The organism is Paracoccus onchidii, from assembly GCF_028294535.1.
GTDB lineage: Bacteria > Pseudomonadota > Alphaproteobacteria > Rhodobacterales > Rhodobacteraceae > Paracoccus > Paracoccus onchidii.
This window is the reverse complement of the sequence record NZ_JAQBIE010000002.1, coordinates 60,905-79,958: the sequence shown is the minus strand read 5'-3', so window position 1 is coordinate 79,958 and position 19,054 is coordinate 60,905. Positions and strand designations below refer to the sequence as shown.

Genomic DNA, 19,054 nt, shown 5'->3' with positions numbered 1-19,054 from the left:
CGGATGGCTCCTTTCTTGTCTGCGTGAAATCTTGTCTGCGTGAAATTCAGTGACCGCGATTGCGGGCGGCGCGTTTGTCGACGCGGGCGGCGATCCATTCGCCGACCGACTGCACCAGCTGGACCATGACGATCAGGATTGCCACGACGGCCAGCATCACATCGGGCATGAATCGCTGATAGCCATAGCGGATGCCCAGATCGCCCAGACCTTCGCCGCCGACGGCACCGACCATCGCGGAATATCCGATCAGGCTGACCACGGCCAGCGTCAGGCCCAGCATGATGCCCGGCAGCGCCTCGCGGATCAGCACCTTGCGGATGATCTGAAACGGCGTGGCGCCCATGGCCCGGGATGCCTCGATCAGGCCGGCATCGACTTCGCGGATCGAATTCTCGACCAACCTTGCGATGAAGGGGGTCGCGGCGATGGTCAGCGGCACGATGGCAGCATTGGTGCCGATCGAGGTGCCGACAAGCGCGCGGGTGAAGGGGATGATCGCCACCACCAGAATGATGAAGGGAACCGAGCGCGCCGCATTTACGATCAGGCCAAGCACCTTGTTGACCAATGGGGCGGACAGCAATTCCCCGCGCTGCGATGTGGCCAGAAAAACCCCCAGCGGCAACCCGAACAAGGTGCCAAGAATGGTGGATGCCGCGACCATGTAACAGGTCTGCAGCGTCGCCTCGATCAACAGGGAAATGACATTAGCGGACATAGCCCAGCACCTCCGTCAGCAGGCCGTGGCGTTCAAGATAGGCGCGCGCCTCGGCCCCCCGGTCGGCATCAAGCGAGATCAGCAGATTGCCAAAGGGATGGGGGCCGATTTCCTCGATCGCTCCAGCCAGTATATTGACGCTGACATTCAGATCCGTGCTGAGCCGTGCAAGCATAGGATCTGTGGCGTGTGGCCCGGCAAAGGTCACGCGCAGGACTTCTTGCTGGTCCCCGGCATTGCGTTGCTTGGACAGCCGTCCCGACAGGAATGCAGGCAGGGTCACGCCGGTGACGCCCGAAAGGAATGACCGGGTCGTGGGATGTGCCGATTGAATGAACACATCATAGGTCGGGCCGGATTCAACTATATGGCCACCGTCGATGACCGCCATCTGGCTGGCGATATCGCGCACCACCGCCATTTCATGGGTGATCAGCACGATGGTCAGCCCAAGGTCCCGACTGATGTCGCGCAGCAGGGTCAGCACCGTCTGGGTCGTTTCCGGATCCAGAGCCGATGTCGCCTCGTCCGAAAGCAGAACCTTGGGCTTTGTCGCCAAGGCGCGGGCGATTCCGACCCGTTGTTTTTGTCCGCCCGACAGTTCGGCCGGGAAGCGATCCCGGTGTGTCGTCAGCCCGACCCGTTCAATCAGTTCGTTCACGCGCGGTTCGATCCGGGCAGGGGCAATCCCGGCGATTTCCAGCGGTAATGCGATATTGTCAAATACACTGCGTTGCGCCATGAGGTTGAAATGCTGGAAGATCATGCCGACATCGCGGCGAATGGCGCGTAATTCCGCGCCCCGCGCCCGTCCGACATCGCGACCATCCACCAATACGGTTCCGTTTGTCGGGCGTTCAAGACCGTTCACCATCCGGAGCAATGTCGATTTTCCCGCACCCGAACGGCCGATGATGCCGCAGATCGCACCCGCGTCAACGGTGAGGGACACGTCCTTCAAGGCGGTGACGCCCGTGCCGTCGGCACCAGAGAATGATTTTCCGACATTCTCGAAGATGATCGAGGCACCGGTTGGTTCTGTCCGTGTCATGGGTCCGAAAGCCTGCTGGATTCGCGCGGGGATTGCCCCCTTCGCGCATCACGCGCGGGAAGACCAGACCTTGCTCCATCAAAAATGTGAAATCGGGAAAACGTTCCTCTGCCTGACGCGGTTCGCCATGGATCGTTCGCGCCGGGGGCCATGGGTCCGAACAGTGGCCAGAACTTGCGCCCCCGGCTTTTCTTTTGACTTTGAAAGGGTGTATTGCCTGTTGCTGAATTCTGGGGGAACTGCATGCGCAGGCAGGCACAGAGCAAAGGGAGAGTTGCATGACCGAGGACAGCGCAACCAAGGCATGTTGCGGAACCAAACGTTCCGACATGGCAACTGCCAGCCAGCATGGCGACGATGATTTCCTGCGTAACGCGCAGGCGATCGAACCCGCGGCAGCCAGTGTGACGGCGGAACTGCGCAACAGGCTGACGCCGATTCCCGGTGGCATCTATGAAATGGGCGCCCGCAAATCGACCTATCCTGCCGATCTCGACAGCCCGCGCCGTAAGGTCAAGGTCCGGCCATTCCTGATGTCGGCTTTCAGCGTGACCAATGCCGATTATGCCCGTTTCGTCGAAGCAACCGGTTATCGGACGGTCGCGGAACAGGAAGGCTGGAGCTTTGTTTTTCACCTGTTGCTCAAGGATCTCGATGCCTGGCCGGAAAGCCCTCCGGGATTGCATTGGTGGCGGCGGGTCGATGGGGCATGCTGGTCCGCGCCCGAAGGCCCCGGCACAGATATTTCCGGCCGTGAAGATCACCCGGTGACCCATGTGGCGTGGTATGATGCGTTGGCGTATTGCAATTGGTCGGGGCTGCGTCTGCCGACCGAAGCGGAATGGGAACGTGCCGCGCGGGGCGGGTTGACGAAGCGAAAATTCCCATGGGGCGATGAAATGCAGCCCGGCGGTGAATTCGCGATGAATACCTTTCAAGGCAGTTTCCCAATGCATAACAGTGTCGAGGACGGTTGGCTTGGCACCGCACCGGTCGATGCGTTCAAGCCGAATGGTTATGGCATGCACAACATGACGGGCAATGTCTGGGAATGGGTGGCCGACCGGTTCGGCGCGCGTCCCGCGCCGGGGCGGATGCCCGATATCGATCCCCGGGGGCCGGATACCGGCTATGCCCGTGTGCAGCGCGGCGGCTCTTATCTGTGCCATGTCAGCTATTGCGATCGCTATCACGTGCATTCACGCACCCGCAATGACCCGGACAGTTCGACCGGGAATTGCGGATTTCGCGTCGCCAGCGACGCAGTGGGGTCCTGACAGGGGCGGTGCGCAAGCTGGCCTGACGGGTGTGTGAGGCACATCCGCGCCATGTGAGCGGTGCAAACCGAAACGATGTCGTTGCGGTCGTTCAATCTGACGCAAACAGCCTATTTCTGCGCGATGCTTGTCGCAATATTGCAAAGGACGCGGGGGGCCGTGTCGTCAAGAGGCATCGGGGTGACGTGTCTGCCGACAGGGGGGCGTGACCAAAGCAGAAGGAAAGATCAATGTCCGCATTTCCGGAAAGGGCGAAGGTCGTCATTGTGGGCCTGGGCGGTATTGTTGGCGCATCGGTCGCGCATCACTTGCTGGAACGGGGGTGGGATGATGTGGTCGGCATCGACAAATCGGGGATCCCGACCGATATCGGGTCAACCGCCCATGCGTCGGATTTCTGCTACTGCACCAGCCATGACCTTCTGTCGACGTGGTGTACGATGTATTCCGTCGATTTCTACGAAAAGATGGGCCATTATTCGCGTATCGGTGGCCTGGAGGTGGCGCGGGTCGGCGATGACGAGCGCATGGCCGAACTGAGGCGGCGCGTTGATTCCGGTCGCGCTTTCGGCACCAATGTCAAAATCATCTCTGCGGCCGAAGCCAAGGAAAAATTTCCGCTGCTGGAAGAAGATCAGATTCAGGGGGCCATGTGGGACCCGGATGCCGGGTTGGTGGTCCCGCGTTCACAGACAGTCGCCGGAAAACTGGTCGATAACGCTGTTCGGACAGGGAAATTGCGCGCCTTCGCCAATACCCCGGCGTTGGAACTGCTGCACGAGGATGGCCGCATCACCGGCGTGCGAACCCCGCGTGGCACGATCCATGCGGATCATGTCGTGGTATGTGCGGGGTTGTGGGGCCGGCTGATCGCCGAACTGGCGGGCGAGGATCTGCCCGTCATGCCGGTGGATCACCCGCTGACCTTCTTTGGCCCATATGACGAGTTCGCGGGAACGGGGCTGGAAATCGGCCGCCCCTTGCTGCGCGATCAGGGCAATTCCGCTTATCTGCGCGATACCGGCGACCCCAAAAGCACCGAAGGCGGGCAGATCGAATGGGGCTATTACTATGACAAGAATCCGCGCCTGGTTCACCCGCGTGAGATTCTGGAAAAGGATCAGGCCCGGCTTTCTCCCTCTCAGCGGGATCTCGAACTGGATGATGTGATCGAACCGCTGGAGCGGGCGATGGAACTGACGCCGGTTCTTGCAGAACTGGGGTTCAATGAAAGCCATTCATTCAATGGCCTGTTGCAAACGACCACGGATGGTGCGCCCTCGATGGGGGAAAGCCGAAAGTTTCGCGGGTTGTGGTATGCGGTGGCGATCTGGGTCAAGGACGGTCCCGGCATGGGCAAGCTGATTGCCGACTGGATGACCGATGGCCGCACCCATCTTGACCATCATGCGATTGACTATGCGCGCTTTAGCGATTTCCAGTTGGATGCGGATTACATCTATGGCCGCTGCGAGGAAACCGCCGCCAAGATCTATACCCCGCCTGTCCACCCACGCGAACCTTTTGGCAATGGTCGTGGCATCCGCCGTTCGCCCTTTCATCACCGCGAGGTTGAGCTGGGCGGACACTTCATGGAGCTTGGCGGCTGGGAACGTGCGCATGGATATGCAGCAAATGATCACCTGCTGGAAAAATATGGCGATCGGGTTCCGATGCGGGAAAATGAATGGGATAGCCGGCATTTCTGGCGTGTTTCCAATGCCGAGCAATTGGAGATGAGCGCGGATTGCGGGTTGATCAACCTGTCCCATTTCCACATGACCGATATTTCCGGTCCCGATCATGTCGCCCTGATGGAGTGGCTTTGCGCCGCGAAAATCGGCGGAGATGCCAATATCGGCAAGGGTATCTATACCCATATGCTGGATGATGAAGGTATGGTCCGCGCAGATTTCACCGTGTTCCGCATGTCAGATCGATGCCGCTTAGTGAATGGTGCCGATGCTGGCCCGCGCGATCAGCAATATATGCGCCGCGTGGCCCAGGACAGGGGCTTGGATGTGACCATCACCGATGTCACCGAAAATTATACCACGATCGGCATCTGGGGACCGAATGCGCGCGAAAGGTTGCAGCAGGTTGTCTCGGACCCACAGCAACTTCTGCCCGAGAATTTCCCCTTCGCGGCCATCCGGCAGATCACGATTGCAGGGCAGGAGGTCACTGCATTTCGGATTTCCTATGTCGGCGAACAGGGGTGGGAATTGCACATGCCCTATGAGGATGGGCTGGCCGTCTGGGATGCCTTGCGCGATACAGGCGTGATCGCTGTGGGCGTGGAAACCTATGCCAATTCCCGCCGGCTGGAGAAATCGCTGCGGCTTCAGAATGCAGATTTGCTGACGCAATACAATCTCTACGAGGCTGATCTCGCCCGTCCCAAGGTCAAAGAGGCCGATTTCCGCGGCAAGGCAAGACATCTGGAATACCGTGCCCGCGATCATCAACCGGCAATGCTGTGTACCCTGGTGATGACCGACAACACGGATGGACAGGGCGTTGCGCGATACCCCGTAGGCACCTTGCCAGTCATGGATCCCGATAGTGGTCAGACATTGATCGACTCTTTGGGGCGCCGATCCTACACCACCTCACTGGCATATGGTCCCAGTATCGGCAAGAATATTGCCTTGGCTTATTTGCCCTGGGAATATTGCCAGATGGGCCGCAAGGTGAACCTGACCTATTTCGACGAAATCTACCCTGCGGAGGTCGCGGGAATTGGATATGCGCCGCTTTACGATCCCACGAATGCCAAGCCACGCAGCTGATGAACCGTGCGCGCCCTGACAAATCGGGGCGCGCCGGCCACAGGCCGCAATGCCATGGCAGTGGCTTGATCTAGTCGATTTCGTAATGGGCGATGAAGTCGCGGTCGGGGGTGATGCCCAGTCCCGGCCGGTCCGGGATCGAAACATATCCGCCATTTGCCTTGACCTGCCCCTGGATGTTCAGTGGTTCCGACAAGAGGTCGTCGCGGAACTTGTTGTCGGTGGTGTCGAATTCAAGCATCGGCTCCCACGGGAACAGACCACCTGGCAGGGCAGGCATGGCCGCCAGAAGGTGAAGATTGGTGGTTACCGCAATTGCCGATCCCCAGACATGGTTGATGACCGGTGTGAAATGGGCATGACACAAGGCAAGAATCCGCAGATACTCGCTGATACCGCCCACGGCACATACCTCGGGCTGGGCAATGTCGAGCCCGCGATTTTCAAGAATTTGCCGCCAGCCCCAGCGATTGAATTCGGCTTCTCCGCCCGAGATGTTGACGCGCAGCCCCGCACGCAACTCCCGGTAGCCGTCCAGATCCTCGGGTGCGACCGGTTCTTCGAACCAATATGCGTCCAATTCTTCCAGCGCACGGCCGACATGAAATGCATCCGGTGTGGTGTAACAGTGATTGGCATCGACCATGAAGCGGAATCCGTCGCCGACTCCGTCGCGCACGGCCTGCGCCAAGCGTATGTCATCGCGAGGTCCCAGCCCCACCTTCATCTTGGTCGCGGCAAAGCCCATATCGCGGATTGCAGCAGCTTCGTCGCGAAACCGCGCGACATGATCGTCGGTGCTTTCGCGTTTCAGCATCATGCCATATCCATAGACGGCGACACGGTCGCGATGGGTGCCACCAATCATCTTGTGCAACGGCAGACCAGCGATCTGACCGGCTATGTCCCACAGGGCGATATCGACGCCGGACAATGACTGCATGGGCATGCCTTTTTGCCCGTGATCGCGCAAGAGATTGTAAACCTTGTGCCAGATGACGTCGCGGTCAAGCGGGTCATCGCCAAGGATCATCGGCTGAATGACCTTTTCGACGATTCCCTTGTTTGCGATCGCGACATTGCCGGGGCCAAAGCATTCGCCCCATCCGGTGATGCCCTCATCTGTGCGGACCTCGACCAGATGTGCAGTCCGTTTGTGGTAATATTGCTGGGAATAGCCCAGTTCCGAGGGCAGGTCATATTGCAGCACATGGCTGATGACTTGGGTGATTTTCACGTCGCATCTCCTGATGGCCGGGCGTGGGGCAGGGCTTGGGTCACGCGCTTGAGCACAAGATAATCCTGCAGGGCGAGGTTGGAACAATCATGCCCGATGCCGGACTGTCCGATGCCGCCATGGGGCAGGTCGATGTCGTATTTCACGCCATTGATCTGAACCTCGCCATAACGCAGCCTTGCGGCGCAGTCCTCGGCCCGCGCCAGATCGTTGGTAAAGACATACGCGGTCAGGCCGCCATCATCGCCTTCGTTGGCGGCAGCGATCAACGGGGTGTCATCGTCAAACGGAATGATCGAGATCACCGGACCGAAATTTTCCTGCCGGTAGAGCTCCATGTCAGGGGTGACATCGGTCAGAACTGTCGGGGCGATATAATGCCCGCGGTCCAGCGCGGCAGGGCGATCGCCACCGGCCAGCAATGTGGCGCCTTTGGTCACGGCATCATCGACAAGCGCCTTGATGCGCAGCCTTGCCTTGCGGTTGATCACTGGTCCCGTGGTCACGTCGGCGTTTCGGTCCCAGCCGACTGTTGCCTGATCCGCAAGGGCCACGGCCTTCGAGGTAAAGTTTTCCAGTACGTCGCGATGCACAAAGACCCTGTTGGGGGAAACGCAGATCTGTCCGGCATTGTTGAACTTGACCCCGCACAGAATGTTTGCCGCCAGATCAAGATCTGCATCCGGGAACACGAGGGCAGGGGCGTTGCCGCCCAGTTCCATAGAATATTTCTTGATGGAAGTGGCACCGGTGCGCATGATGTGACGCCCCGTCGCGGTCGAGCCAATCAGGGTCAGCACGGCGGGAATGGTCGATGACGACAACAGGTCAGCAGCCTCATAGCTTGCCGTCGCGACAATCTGAACGACCCCTTTGGGCAATCCGATCCGCTCGCACAGTTCTCCTACGGCATAAGCCGAGATGGGCGTGTCATTCGAGGGGCGGATAATGATCGGACACCCCGCCGCCATTGCCGGGCCGAGCTTGAAGGCCAGGTTCAGCAATGGAAAATTCCATGCAAGGAACGCCACCACGACCCCGGCGGGTTCGTGCACCATTCTGTGCCGATGGGTGCCGGCGCGGTCGACCAGGCTGTAATCGTTCAGGCGCGCGATTTCTTCGGCATAGAAATCCAGTGAATTCCGCAAACTGTCGAAATCTTCTTGTGTCGACGCCCAGGGTCGTCCCATCTCGTGATGGATACACAGCCGCAGATAGTCTTCATTGGCGACAACCTCGTCGCGCAGGCGCCTCATCCAGTTTTGGCGCTCGGCGATAGAGGTTTGCGACCACATGGGAAACGCCGCTTGGGCATGTTCCAATGCCTCGTGGATATGGCCATTGTCGGCGGTGGCAACCGTGGCGATGACCTGTTCTGTTGCCGGGTTTTCGACCGGCAGCGTCGTCGCCGAGTTCCGCAGCGTGCCACCAAGATACATTCGGGTCGGAAATTCCATTGATTGCCTCAGTCGAACAAGGTTGCGATATTTGTCTTGATCCGGTCACCGATATACAGGGCCAGCGCCTGGATCGTGGATGTCGGATTGACGGCGCCGGCGGTGACGAAAATCGATCCGTCAACGATGAACAGGTTCTTCACGTCGTGACTGCGGCCCCAGCCATTCACGACCGAGTTTTCCGGATCGTTGCCCATCCGGCAGGTGCCCATCTGATGCCATCCGGCCCGCCACCAGACCGCGTCGTCATTCTTGGACAGGATCGTGTGTGCCCCTGCGGCACGCAGGGCCTCGGCGGCGCGGGCCTCGCCATGTTTCAGCATCCGGCGGGTGTTCTCGCCCAGCCGATAGCTGATTTTCGGCGCGGGGATTCCATCGCTGTCCGTGAGGTCGGGATCCAGGGTCACACGGTTTTCCTGATCAGGCAGATCCTCGGCCACGACGGTCAGACTGGCGATGTTGGGATAGATGTCGTCCATGATTTCCCGATGTGCCGCCCCCCAGGGGATCGGCCGGTCAATGCCATAGCCGCCAAGCGCAAAGGTCATCGGCGTCGTCGATCGCCCCGAATGCAGCCCATAGCCGCGAACGAAATCACGTGACGGGTCGGATTCGTAGAACTCCTGGCTGAGGATGGAACACGCCATCGGCCCCTCATGTCCTTTCATGGGTTGGTCGAACACGCCTGAAACACCGGTCAGGGGATGGAACATGAGGTTGCGCCCGACCATTCCCGAACTGTTGGCCAGACCGTCGGGATTGCGCTCCGTGTCGGAATTCAGCAACAGACGGGGCGTGCCGATGCCATTGCAGGCCAGGATGACCATTTCAGCCTGTTGTCGATGCAATTGACCATCCGCGCCGTGATACAAGACACCGGTCGCCATGCCGGTGGCGGGGTCGATCAGGATTTCGCGGACTCTTGATCCGGTGCGCAGCTCGACCCCCGCACGTTCCAGCATGGGCCAATAGGTGAAATTCGTGCCGCCCTTGGCCCCGGCAGCGCAACCCAGATCACAGGTTCCCGCATTCACGCATTTTTGCCGACCGTCCTGATCCTTGCTCAGGATGGCGACATCCGAGGGCCACCAGTGCCATCCCAACTGGTTGAACCCCTTTGCCAGCGTCTGCCCCAATTGTCCCAGCGGGATGGGCGGAAGTTCGGGTGCGTAATCCGGATAGGCCGGGTTCCCCGACAATCCGGACACGCCGGTATTGCGATCATTCATCGCGTAAAAAGGTTCCAGCGTGGCGTAATCGACGGGCCAGTCTTCGGCCACGCCATCCAGGGAACGGGTGCGAAAATCCGATGGTTTCATGCGGGGCCAGTGGCCCAGAAAGTTGATGGTCGATCCACCGACCCCGTTCCAGTTGACCGGCGCGATGCAACTGTCATCGACATTGATCGGATAGTCCTGCGCAAGTTGGCGGATATTGGGATCACAGGAAAATTCGCCATAGCGTGCCAGCTCATAGTCGGGGCGACGGCTGGGGAAATCGGCGTCCGGCAGATGCGTTCCCTGTTCAAGGCACAGGATGCGCATGCGTGTTTCCAGCAACGACCATGCGATTGCCGCACCAGACGCGCCGGCACCGATGATCAGGACATCAACGGGTTCATGTTTCATTGTTGTCACCATCAGCCGTCTGCCGGTCTATAGACCGCCCCCCTTGCGCGCACGGGTGCCGTCAGATCGGCCATCATCCGGGAAGATTCCGATGGCACGGGATAGCCGGATGGATGCACGGGTTCGGCGGCCACGCCAAACAAGGGCCGCAATTCGGCCTGACTGTAGTAGCCCATATAGGTCAGTCGCAGAAAACGTTCGAAGATCTGTGGATGCTGCGCCTGGACCCGTATGATTACATCGATCCGATCCTGGGGTGATTGGCTGGAAAAATCATCAGCGATTTCCAGCACCGTTTCGATCACGGTCAGGACGACCCGTGCAGGGTCGGGATCATAAGGGGTCGCCTGTTGGAGGAAACTGGCGACCCCCGCGTTCCCCGCGCCTGGCACATGACCATCCGCTGATGGCGGGATCACGTCATTCAAGATCAGGCTCAGGGTTTCGGTTTGTCTTGTTGTCAACATGAGATGGCTTTCCCTAGCGTCCGGCCGCGCCGGCGGGGCGTGAAACCGCGTCAATGGCCACGGCAAGCAAGAGGATCGCGCCCGAAAACATCAGCTTGTCTGCCGAACTGGCACCCGAAAGATCCAGCCCGTTTCCAAGCGAACCGATGACAAGCGCACCGAGAATGGCGTTCCAGACCGACCCGCGCCCTCCGAAGAGCGAGGTTCCCCCGATCACTGCCGCGCCGATGCTTTCAAGCAGCAGGCTGCCACCGGCAAAGGCCGTGTAAGACACCGACCCGAACCGAGACGCACCGAATATTCCACCGATTGCGGCCATCAGGCCAACGATTCCAAAGGCGGCAACGCGGATGCGGTTGACCTTCATGCCGACGCGGCGGGCACTTTCCGCATTCCCCCCGACCGCAAAAACAGAGCGTCCGAAAGGCGTCGAGGTCGTGATCCACCCGATCAGCGCCGTGAGCGCGACCAGCAGAACGATCATCAATGGGACGGCGCGATAGCTGTTCAGGGTCAGAACGGTTGCAAAGGTTATGGCGGCGAAGAATCCGATCTGGCCCCAGATGGCAAAGCGGCTGTCCAGTTCCAAACCGCGTGCACGGCGCATTGACTGACGGCGCAATGCGCTGGCCGCGACCAGGGCCACAAGGCCGATTGCCAGTACCACCCCAAGCATGTCCGGGATCAGGATTCGTGCGATCGCGCGAATGAACGGGTCATCCACATTCAAATTCCCGGTGGGCAGGATTTTTTGCATCAGCCCTTGATAGCCAAGCAATCCCGCCAAGGTGACCACGAAGGACGGAATGCCGACATATGCGATCAACAGCCCCTGCGCGGCCCCCATGACGGTGCCCACCACCATGACCATCAGGCAGGCCAGCCATCCCGGCACGCCTGCCAGAACAAGCACGCCCAGCAATGCGGCGCAAACCCCTGCGGTCGCCGCAGCGGAAAGGTCGATATCGCCCAAAAGCAGAACAATCGTGATGCCCACGGCAAGCGTTGCGATGACCGCCGATTGCATGAACAGGTTGTAGATGTTGCGCGGGCTGAGGAATATGAATCGGATGCTGTCGGCGGCAGGATCTGACCAGTACTCGAAAAGCGGAGCGATCAGCCCGAAATACCCCCAGATCGCGGCCAGAGCCAACAATACCGGAACAAAGGCGCCAAAACGGGTTTGCCGCATGATCCGCATGCGATCGGCAATCGACAACGCAGGTTCATGCGGCATTGCCTTGCCCTCCGTCCAGTCCGCGCGTCATGGCCACGACGATTTCGTCAGGCGTTGTTTCCGATGTTTTCCAGGTTGCAACATTGCCGCCATGGCGCAGCACACAGATGCGGTCTGCGATCTCGAAGATGTCGCGCATATTGTGCGAGATATAGACGACGGCATGATTGGTGTCGCGCAGACGGCGAACGACGTTCAGCACTTGTCGGGTCTGTGCGACCCCAAGCGCGGCTGTCGGCTCGTCCAGCATCACCACCGAGCTTTCGGCCCCCACGGCGCGCGCAATCGCGATTGCCTGACGCTGGCCGCCCGAAAGGCCGCCTACCAGCGAGCGCACCGATTTCAGGGTTCTGACCTCCAGCCTGTCAATGGCCTTCTGCGCCTTGATTTCCATTTCCAGATCATCGATCGGGCGCAGGAAACGCGGAAGAAAGCCGAAGCCAGCCTTGACCGGTTCGGCACCAAGCGAAAGATTGGCCGAGACATCCAGGTTCTCGCAGAGCGCCAGATCCTGATAGACAATCTGAATTCCCAGATCCGCGGCATCGGTCGGACCGTTTACCTGAACCTGCTGATCGTCCAGCCAGAAGCTGCCCTCGTCAGCCAGATGGGCGCCGGCCAGAACCTTCATCAATGTGGATTTCCCCGCGCCATTATCGCCGACCAGCGCCATGACCTCGCCGCGGGCGACTTCGAAATCGACGCCGCGCAATGCATGCAGGCCGCCAAAGCGTTTGTGTATCCCCGAAACCCGCAGGTGAGGGGGCGGGGTCATTGACCCCGCCATCAAGTTGTCATTCGGCATATCGTTCAATCACTTGCAGAAATCGGTTTCGGCGGCTTCGCCCTGGCAAACCATGTCTTTCGTGATCGACGGGTCGTTCTCGATCACATAGGCAACGCCTTCCGCCCCAACGGCCGAATAGCTGTCAATGGGTACGAAATTCACCTCTGCGCCGACACCATTCGTGACGGTTTCGGTGGCCAGATCGGAATAATCCTGATCATTCAAAAGGCGCACCGAAACCTCGGCCGCGGCCGCAGCCATTTCATGCAATGGCCGCCAGCCACATTGGGTCTGTTTCCCCAGCAACATCAGCTGCTGAGCCTGGACCGTGCAGTCAAGTCCCGATACGGGAACCTGTCCGGCCATCCCCTGTTCCTCCATGGCGGCGATCGCCGCGCCGGCATTGCCATCATTGGACGAGACAACGCCCTGCACATTGTTGTTCAGCTGTGTCAGGGCCTGATCCATGGATCGCCGTGCAATCGCCGGATCCCATCCCTGGGTCCAGTTTTCATACCCCAGCACGCGCTCGCCCGAGGCGAACAGGGGTTCCAGCACCGACATCTGACCTTCTGCGATCACGGCCGCGTTCGGATCGGTCGGCGATCCTTTCAACATCACCAGCGTGTCGCCCGATGCGGTGTTGTCGACGACGTGCTGGGCCTGCGCCGCCCCGGTGGCATGCATATCGGCCTGAACCCAGAAGCTGGTGTTCGGGGAATTGATCATGCGGTCATAGGCGATCGTCGGCACGTCTTCCTCGGCTGCCGTGTCCGCAATGATTGCCGAGCTTTCGCCATCAATGGGTATGACGACCAAGACATTTGCGCCCTGCGTCAAGGCCTGCTCGGCCTGTCTTTGCTGAACGGAGGTGTCATTACCGGCATTGAAAACCTCGACCTTGGTGTCGGGCGCGATTTCCTGCATCTTGGCAACAAAAGCTGCTGCATCCTGCTGTTCCCAGCGGGGATTCACGTTTTCGGGCAGCAAGAATGCGACCATCCCGTCTGCCTGCGCGGTCGCCGCACCGACGAATGTAAAGACCGCAGTGCTGGCCGCAAGCATTCTTGCCTTGTTGATCTGGATCATGTGTTCTCCTCCCAGAGATCGCGCCGTGCTGGCGCTGAGGTGGCGGTTTTGCCATGGGGCATCCTTCGCTGCCGCGCAGGGCAACGTGACCCGCCCGCCGCCGTTCGGGCATGTCGGATATCTGATGTCGTCAGGTGCCTTGCGAAATGTCGAAGCCGTCGATCACCTGCGCAAGCCGGGTGCTGGTATCGTCAAGGTGGCGTTCCATCGCGCGCTCGGCCTCGGCGGCATTGCGTGCGGTGATTGCCTGCAACAGATCCTGGTGAAACGGGATCGAACTCTTGTTCTGCCGCGGATCTGCATTCGTCAGCGGGATCGAGCTGAGCAGCGCCGAAAAAATCACCCCTTCCATCGCCGTCAGGAACTCATTGTTCGCCGCCCGCAGGATCGCCCGGTGAAACAGCGCATCCGCAACGACAAAATCCTCGATCGATCTTGGATCCTGTTCCATCCGTTGTTGTGCATCTGCGATTTCCGCAAGCTGTGCATCGGTTCCAAAGGTGGCTGCCCATGCAGCTGCTTTCGGTTCGATGATCCGCCGCATGTCCATCAGTTGGCGCAAGAATGACGGTTGCGGCGTCGAAGCGAGGTGCCATGCCAGAACATCATCATCCAGAAGGGCCCAGTGGTTGCGGCGGCGCACACGGGTGCCATCGCCTCTGCGCACCTCGAGAAGGCCTTTGCCGACAAGCAGTTTAACGGCCTCCCGTACGACGGATTTGCTGACACTGAAACGGGCGGCAAGCCTGGTTTCATCCTCGATCAGATCACCTTCGGGAAGATGTCCGCCAACGATCCGGCGGCCCAGTTCACGACACATCTGGGTCGCAAGGCTGGGCGACAGGGACGGTGCGTCCTTCAGGTCATAGTAAAGAATCTCGCTCATGTATCAAAGATGAAACATCAGATGTTTAGAGTCAACTGATTTATTGATTTCGTCGAAACGCGTTGCCTGGCTGTATGGTCATATTTGACTGCGATCGCTTTTCGGCCTTAAGTCGCGGGCGTTCGCGCGAATGCCTCATGCGTTCCGATTTCGAAAGGTTTGCGATATGCTTCCTGTCATCCCGACCGAGTTCACGCCTTGGGCATCACTGGCAGGTGGCGTCCTGATTGGTGTATCTGCCGTGATGGTCATGCTGCTTTTCGGGCGGGTCGCGGGTATTGTCGGAATCACGTCGGGGGCGGTTGTCGGTCATGACCGTGGATGGCGGATCGCGTTTGTCGCCGGCCTGATCGCAGCGCCGTTGGCCTGGTTCGGGGTTTCCGGCAATTTTCCTGAACAACAGGTCAGTGACAATCCGGCAGGCATGATCATTGCCGGGTTGCTGGTCGGGATCGGAACATCGTTAGGGTCGGGCTGCACGTCCGGGCATGGGGTTTGTGGTCTTGCGCGGTTTTCCCCGCGATCGCTGGCCGCTGTCTTGGTCTTTATGATCTGTGCCGCGGTCACGGTCTTTCTGTTGCGCCATGTTGCATAAGGGGATGGGAATGCGCGCGATGTTTGGCTTTCTATCCGGTCTGATCTTTGGTTTCGGGCTTATTATGTCGGGGATGGCGAACCCGGCCAAAGTGCTGAACTTTCTTGACATATTTGGAAATTGGGATCCCAGCCTCGCATTTGTCATGGGCGGGGCCTCTGTGACGGCTTTTCTGGGATACCGGATGGCCTGGCTGCGCGATGAACCGCTGCTTTTGCCGGATTTCGATTTGCCCGCGAGGGGCAGGATCGATGCGCCGCTTCTGGCGGGGGCTGCGATCTTCGGGGTTGGCTGGGGCATTGGCGGTTTTTGCCCCGGTCCGGCCTGGGTCGCACTGCCGATAGGGGCGACCGGCACGCTTGTGTTCGTGCCGACCATGCTTGCCGGGATTTTTGTGGGGCGCAGGCTGAAAGCGCGCGCATGATACCCCTGCTGTTGTCGCGCCCTAACCGATCAGTTCATCCGAGCGATCATCGGTTTCGCCAAATCGTTTCAGAACGGCGGGGCGCGTTCCTTCATACACGCGATCCAGATTCTTGCTGATCTTGGCGTTTTCGCGTTCGAACAGGCATGTTCCGTCCAGATCAGAGGCAACGATGAACGGCCCCATCCGCTTGCAGCGAATGACCCACATCGCCTGGGCCAGACCCAGTTCTTCGTGCCAGTGGACGGCCTCGACGTTTTCGACGCCGCGCCCCAGCAAGGCGCCGGTGCCGTAACCAACCGTCGACAGGTATACGGCCCCGTTGGGCACGAAGTAGTTCTTGTAATCCCTGGAAGACATGCCACCCTTGCCGATGATCAGCCTTGCGCCGGTCTTGGCCATCCATTCCGGCAACCACTTTGCGAATCTGAATGAAGCTGTCGCCGTGACCGCCCCCAGATCGAAGGTGCCATCTTCCCGGATCGTTGCCGCCGGAGAGCAATGAAAATTCGCCGCGCTTTCCGAAGGTAGCTCCATCGGGATATTGGCCTGCCCTTCAAGCGCACGCATGTAAACGCCTTCACGGGCCGTATACATAAGCCCGTCCAGATAAACGATGTCCCCCAATCGCAGCGCGGCGATATCTTCGGCGGTCGGCGTCGTGCTGAGAACAACTTCACGAGGTTTCATCACGCATCCTCCATTGCAGGTTCCCATTCAACGGTTTCGCGCCGCTGATAGGGGGTGAACCAGTCGGGGTCGGTGCGATATTCGACCCGCCCGTCAGGAAACAGGCGTGCGACAGCGCGGCGTGATGACAGGCAGAATGCATGCACCGACATCTGCATGCCCCCGGTGTGACAGTATCCCACCTCGATATTGCAATCGATCACCATGTTCTTTCCCACGAACCCCATGGCGCCCATCCCGATCGAGTTTCCAAGCTGCTTCAACTCATCCTCAAGGGCGGCTATGCGCGGATCGGAATTGCGGCTGCCCACGGTTCTAAGGACGGACGCGCGTTTGCCAAGGACCATGCAGGTATCCTTGGACCCGCCCAGCCCGATGCCGATGATCGCGGGCTGGCAGGCCAGACCGCGCTTGCCGAATGCAACAAGGCTGTCCAGATAGAACCGCTTGATCCCCTCGATACCATCTGACGGGAACAGCATCCGGTAATCGGTGCCGAACAAGCCGCCCTTGTGGACCGTGATCAGATCCACCCAATCCCCTTCGGGCTCGAAGCCGTATTCGATCTCTGGCGCGCCGATGCCGACATTGTTGTTGTGATCCGTGCGCCAAAGCGGGTGCACCCTGTTCGGGCGCAGCGGTACGCCGTTCGTTGCCTCGGCGGTGGCGCGGCGCAGGGCGGTTTCAAGGGCGCACATGCCGCCCTCGATCCGGGCGTCATTCGCCATCTTCACGAACCAGCGCGGCACGCCGGTATCTCCGCACATGGCGCGGCGATCTTCTTTCGCGGCTTCGTAGTTGTCGAGCATCGCCTGCAGGACAAAGGATGACAGGTCGCCATCCTCGGTCTTGGCGGCGGCCTGCAATCCGTCAAGATAGTCCTGCGGGATTTCGATTGCAGCCTTGTCCATCAGGGTTCGGGCTGTGTTCTGTATAAGATCGATCGAGATCATGTCTGCGCCACCAGTGTTTCTGGTTCGCCCTCGGGCAGGATTGTTTCACCTGGCCGGACGATGGTGAATTTGACCGGGACCCTGTTGACATCGACCACGCCGTTTTGTTGGCGTGCCATTGTGAAATAGGATGCCTCGAGATCCCCGGCTTCCGGGTAATCTTCGCGGAAATGTGCGCCACGAGAATTTTCGCGTGCGATCCCGGCTTTGGTGATGACCTCTGATATCTCGGTCAGAGATGCCATGTTCAGCCAGTCATGCCAGGTCAGATTGAAGGCCAGATTCGAGGGGTCCACCCCAGTTTCTGACAGTTCTTCTCTGATCTCGGAAATGCGTTTCAACCCACGCTCCATTCCGGCGCCGGTACGCATCACGCCCACATCTTCCCACATCGCTTCCTGCAGTTTGGCGCGCAGGCCCGGAACATGTCCGGGCGTTTTGCGCAGCGGGTGCAGGGCGCGCTCGATCTCGGCGGCCAGCACGGTTTCATCTGCAGGCCGCAATGCGGTCATTCTGCGGATATCGACCCCCATCACGTCGCCGGCCACACCGCCATAGACCGTGGAATTTGCAACGCCATTGCCGCCCAACCTGTTGGAACCATGCGCACCGCCGGCATCTTCGCCCGCGACATACAGCCCCTCTATCGCGGTGCGGGTGTCAGGATCGACAACCACACCACCCATGAAGTAGTGCGCCGTCGGCACGACCTCGACCTTGCCGGCAGCCAGATCAAAGCCGCTATCGGCACATCGCTTGACCATGCCCTTGAATTTCCGGCGGACATTGTCAGGGCCAAGATGAGCCATGGAAATGAACATGCCCACTTGATCGGGGTCGTTGTTCTTGCGCATTTCGGCATAGATTCCGCGGCTGACAACATCGCGTGTGGCGCGTTCGCCGCGGGTATCATAGTCGAACATGAACCGATCGCCGCGCGCGTTAAGCAATTGCCCGCCCGCGCCACGCAGGCCTTCTTCCAGCACGGTTCCCGTCATCCGGGTATGTTCGCCGGCCAGAAGGCCCGTGGGATGGAACTGGACCATTTCCATATCGCGCAGAGGCAGGCCAAGGCGCAGCGCCATTGCCAGGCCGTCCATCGTCTTGTCCCCTGACGGGGTATGGTATTTATACATGGTGGGGCCGCCGCCGGTTCCCATCATGACGGTCTTGGCGCGCACAAAGCGGAACCTTCCGCTGCGCATGTCGATGAACAAAACGCCAGACAGGGCCGTGCCATCTGCCGTCGGGATCAGGCCGATGGCGCGATGTTCCTGAAGCCTTTCAATCGGTCGCGACAGGACCTGTTCCATCAGGCGATTGATGATCTCGATCCCGGTCAGGTCGCCTTTGTGGACCGTTCGGTCTGCGGTTTGACCCGCAAAAGCCTTGTGGTGCAACTGGCCATTTGCCTCGCGGTCAAAGAAGCACCCCACCTCGTTTTCCAGCTCGCGAACGCGGATGACGGCCTGTTCGCACAGCTTCCAGGCCATGTCCTGATCCGGTAGCCATTTACCGCCGTGAATCGTATCCATGAAGTGGCGCTCGACGCTGTCACCATGGCCAAGCGCAACGTTGTAACCACCCTGAACCATGCGTGTGCAGCCACATTTCCCGATCAGCCCCTTGACGGCGATGGTGACACGGGTTCCCGGTGGCGCGGCGTGCTGGGCGTGAAGCGCTGCGAACAATCCCGCGCCGCCTGAACCAAGGATCAGGATGTCGGTGTCGTGGCGATCGATCTCGATTTTCAATGGCATGTC

17 protein-coding genes are annotated in these 19,054 nt (G+C 59.7%); 4 read left to right on the top strand and 13 right to left on the bottom strand.

Going from position 1 to position 19,054, the window contains the following annotated elements; translation table 11 throughout:
- Positions 1–46 precede the first annotated feature (46 nt).
- Both PAF17_RS01880 and PAF17_RS01875 read right to left on the bottom strand, forming a co-directional pair.
- Positions 47–721 (bottom strand): methionine ABC transporter permease, encoded by a 675-nt coding sequence (locus PAF17_RS01880; protein WP_271887386.1) that lies wholly within the window; start codon positions 719–721, stop codon positions 47–49.
- Positions 711–1,772 (bottom strand): methionine ABC transporter ATP-binding protein, encoded by a 1,062-nt coding sequence (locus tag PAF17_RS01875; protein ID WP_271887385.1) that lies wholly within the window; start codon positions 1,770–1,772, stop codon positions 711–713. Before PAF17_RS01875 ends, PAF17_RS01880 begins: the two co-directional genes overlap by 11 nt.
- 278 nt (positions 1,773–2,050) lie before the next feature.
- Between PAF17_RS01875 and PAF17_RS01870 the strand changes: the two genes are divergently transcribed.
- Positions 2,051–3,049, top strand: a complete 999-nt coding sequence (locus tag PAF17_RS01870; RefSeq protein ID WP_271887384.1) for a formylglycine-generating enzyme family protein — start codon at positions 2,051–2,053, stop codon at positions 3,047–3,049.
- A 230-nt stretch (positions 3,050–3,279) separates the two neighbouring features.
- A complete protein-coding gene (locus PAF17_RS01865; RefSeq protein ID WP_271887383.1) occupies positions 3,280–5,841 on the top strand; it encodes a GcvT family protein in 2,562 nt (853 codons plus the stop codon).
- 70 nt (positions 5,842–5,911) lie between these two features.
- On the opposite strand, the gene PAF17_RS01860 is transcribed toward PAF17_RS01865, so the two are convergent.
- The 8 genes from PAF17_RS01860 to PAF17_RS01825 all read right to left on the bottom strand — a co-directional run bounded on the left by PAF17_RS01860 (position 5,912) and on the right by PAF17_RS01825 (position 14,629).
- The gene (locus tag PAF17_RS01860; protein WP_271887382.1) at positions 5,912–7,078 is read right to left on the bottom strand and encodes a mandelate racemase/muconate lactonizing enzyme family protein; all 1,167 of its coding nucleotides are present in this window, start codon (positions 7,076–7,078) and stop codon (positions 5,912–5,914) included.
- Entirely contained in the window at positions 7,075–8,535 is a 1,461-nt protein-coding gene (locus tag PAF17_RS01855) for an NAD-dependent succinate-semialdehyde dehydrogenase (protein WP_271887381.1), read from the bottom strand. The genes PAF17_RS01860 and PAF17_RS01855 overlap by 4 nt, the downstream gene beginning before the upstream one ends.
- 8 nt (positions 8,536–8,543) lie before the next feature.
- Positions 8,544–10,163 (bottom strand): GMC family oxidoreductase, encoded by a 1,620-nt coding sequence (locus PAF17_RS01850; protein ID WP_271887380.1) that lies wholly within the window; start codon positions 10,161–10,163, stop codon positions 8,544–8,546.
- Positions 10,164–10,174: 11 nt separating this feature from the next.
- The gene (locus PAF17_RS01845; RefSeq protein WP_271887379.1) at positions 10,175–10,630 is read right to left on the bottom strand and encodes a gluconate 2-dehydrogenase subunit 3 family protein; all 456 of its coding nucleotides are present in this window, start codon (positions 10,628–10,630) and stop codon (positions 10,175–10,177) included.
- 13 nt (positions 10,631–10,643) lie between these two features.
- Positions 10,644–11,867 carry a sugar ABC transporter permease gene (locus PAF17_RS01840; RefSeq protein ID WP_271887378.1) on the bottom strand — a complete coding sequence of 408 codons (1,224 nt, stop codon included), beginning with the start codon at positions 11,865–11,867 and terminating at the stop codon, positions 10,644–10,646.
- On the bottom strand, positions 11,857–12,642 hold the full coding sequence (locus tag PAF17_RS01835; protein WP_271887377.1) for an ATP-binding cassette domain-containing protein: 786 nt from the start codon (positions 12,640–12,642) through the stop codon (positions 11,857–11,859). The genes PAF17_RS01840 and PAF17_RS01835 overlap by 11 nt, the downstream gene beginning before the upstream one ends.
- 39 nt (positions 12,643–12,681) lie before the next feature.
- Entirely contained in the window at positions 12,682–13,743 is a 1,062-nt protein-coding gene (locus PAF17_RS01830) for an ABC transporter substrate-binding protein (protein ID WP_271887376.1), read from the bottom strand.
- Positions 13,744–13,873: 130 nt separating this feature from the next.
- Entirely contained in the window at positions 13,874–14,629 is a 756-nt protein-coding gene (locus PAF17_RS01825; RefSeq protein WP_271887375.1) for a FadR/GntR family transcriptional regulator, read from the bottom strand.
- Positions 14,630–14,795: 166 nt separating this feature from the next.
- Between PAF17_RS01825 and PAF17_RS01820 the strand changes: the two genes are divergently transcribed.
- Complete coding sequence (locus tag PAF17_RS01820; RefSeq protein WP_271887374.1) at positions 14,796–15,224, top strand: YeeE/YedE family protein; 429 nt, start codon at positions 14,796–14,798, stop codon at positions 15,222–15,224.
- Positions 15,225–15,234: 10 nt separating this feature from the next.
- Positions 15,235–15,648, top strand: a complete 414-nt coding sequence (locus tag PAF17_RS01815) for a DUF6691 family protein (RefSeq protein ID WP_271887373.1) — start codon at positions 15,235–15,237, stop codon at positions 15,646–15,648.
- A gap of 21 nt (positions 15,649–15,669) precedes the next feature.
- Here the strand turns inward: PAF17_RS01815 and PAF17_RS01810 are convergent, their stop codons facing one another.
- Genes PAF17_RS01810 through PAF17_RS01800 form a run of 3 tightly spaced genes read right to left on the bottom strand, consistent with a single transcriptional unit; the run spans position 15,670 to position 19,051 of the window.
- The gene (locus PAF17_RS01810) at positions 15,670–16,338 is read right to left on the bottom strand and encodes a fumarate hydratase C-terminal domain-containing protein (protein ID WP_271887372.1); all 669 of its coding nucleotides are present in this window, start codon (positions 16,336–16,338) and stop codon (positions 15,670–15,672) included.
- Complete coding sequence (locus PAF17_RS01805; RefSeq protein WP_271887371.1) at positions 16,338–17,291, bottom strand: fumarate hydratase; 954 nt, start codon at positions 17,289–17,291, stop codon at positions 16,338–16,340. Before PAF17_RS01805 ends, PAF17_RS01810 begins: the two co-directional genes overlap by 1 nt.
- On the bottom strand, positions 17,288–19,051 hold the full coding sequence (locus PAF17_RS01800; protein ID WP_271887370.1) for an L-aspartate oxidase: 1,764 nt from the start codon (positions 19,049–19,051) through the stop codon (positions 17,288–17,290). The genes PAF17_RS01805 and PAF17_RS01800 overlap by 4 nt, the downstream gene beginning before the upstream one ends.
- Positions 19,052–19,054 lie beyond the last annotated feature (3 nt).

Coding starts and splice junctions, on each gene's coding strand:
- PAF17_RS01880 (WP_271887386.1), bottom strand. CDS start 721: ATGTCCGCTAATGTCATTTCCCTGTTGATCGAGGCGACGCTGCAGACC.
- PAF17_RS01875 (WP_271887385.1), bottom strand. CDS start 1,772: ATGACACGGACAGAACCAACCGGTGCCTCGATCATCTTCGAGAATGTC.
- PAF17_RS01870 (WP_271887384.1), top strand. CDS start 2,051: ATGACCGAGGACAGCGCAACCAAGGCATGTTGCGGAACCAAACGTTCC.
- PAF17_RS01865 (WP_271887383.1), top strand. CDS start 3,280: ATGTCCGCATTTCCGGAAAGGGCGAAGGTCGTCATTGTGGGCCTGGGC.
- PAF17_RS01855 (WP_271887381.1), bottom strand. CDS start 8,535: ATGGAATTTCCGACCCGAATGTATCTTGGTGGCACGCTGCGGAACTCG.
- PAF17_RS01850 (WP_271887380.1), bottom strand. CDS start 10,163: ATGAAACATGAACCCGTTGATGTCCTGATCATCGGTGCCGGCGCGTCT.
- PAF17_RS01845 (WP_271887379.1), bottom strand. CDS start 10,630: ATGTTGACAACAAGACAAACCGAAACCCTGAGCCTGATCTTGAATGAC.
- PAF17_RS01840 (WP_271887378.1), bottom strand. CDS start 11,867: ATGCCGCATGAACCTGCGTTGTCGATTGCCGATCGCATGCGGATCATG.
- PAF17_RS01835 (WP_271887377.1), bottom strand. CDS start 12,642: ATGACCCCGCCCCCTCACCTGCGGGTTTCGGGGATACACAAACGCTTT.
- PAF17_RS01830 (WP_271887376.1), bottom strand. CDS start 13,743: ATGATCCAGATCAACAAGGCAAGAATGCTTGCGGCCAGCACTGCGGTC.
- PAF17_RS01825 (WP_271887375.1), bottom strand. CDS start 14,629: ATGAGCGAGATTCTTTACTATGACCTGAAGGACGCACCGTCCCTGTCG.
- PAF17_RS01820 (WP_271887374.1), top strand. CDS start 14,796: ATGCTTCCTGTCATCCCGACCGAGTTCACGCCTTGGGCATCACTGGCA.
- PAF17_RS01815 (WP_271887373.1), top strand. CDS start 15,235: ATGCGCGCGATGTTTGGCTTTCTATCCGGTCTGATCTTTGGTTTCGGG.
- PAF17_RS01810 (WP_271887372.1), bottom strand. CDS start 16,338: ATGAAACCTCGTGAAGTTGTTCTCAGCACGACGCCGACCGCCGAAGAT.
- PAF17_RS01805 (WP_271887371.1), bottom strand. CDS start 17,291: ATGATCTCGATCGATCTTATACAGAACACAGCCCGAACCCTGATGGAC.
- PAF17_RS01800 (WP_271887370.1), bottom strand. CDS start 19,051: ATGCCATTGAAAATCGAGATCGATCGCCACGACACCGACATCCTGATC.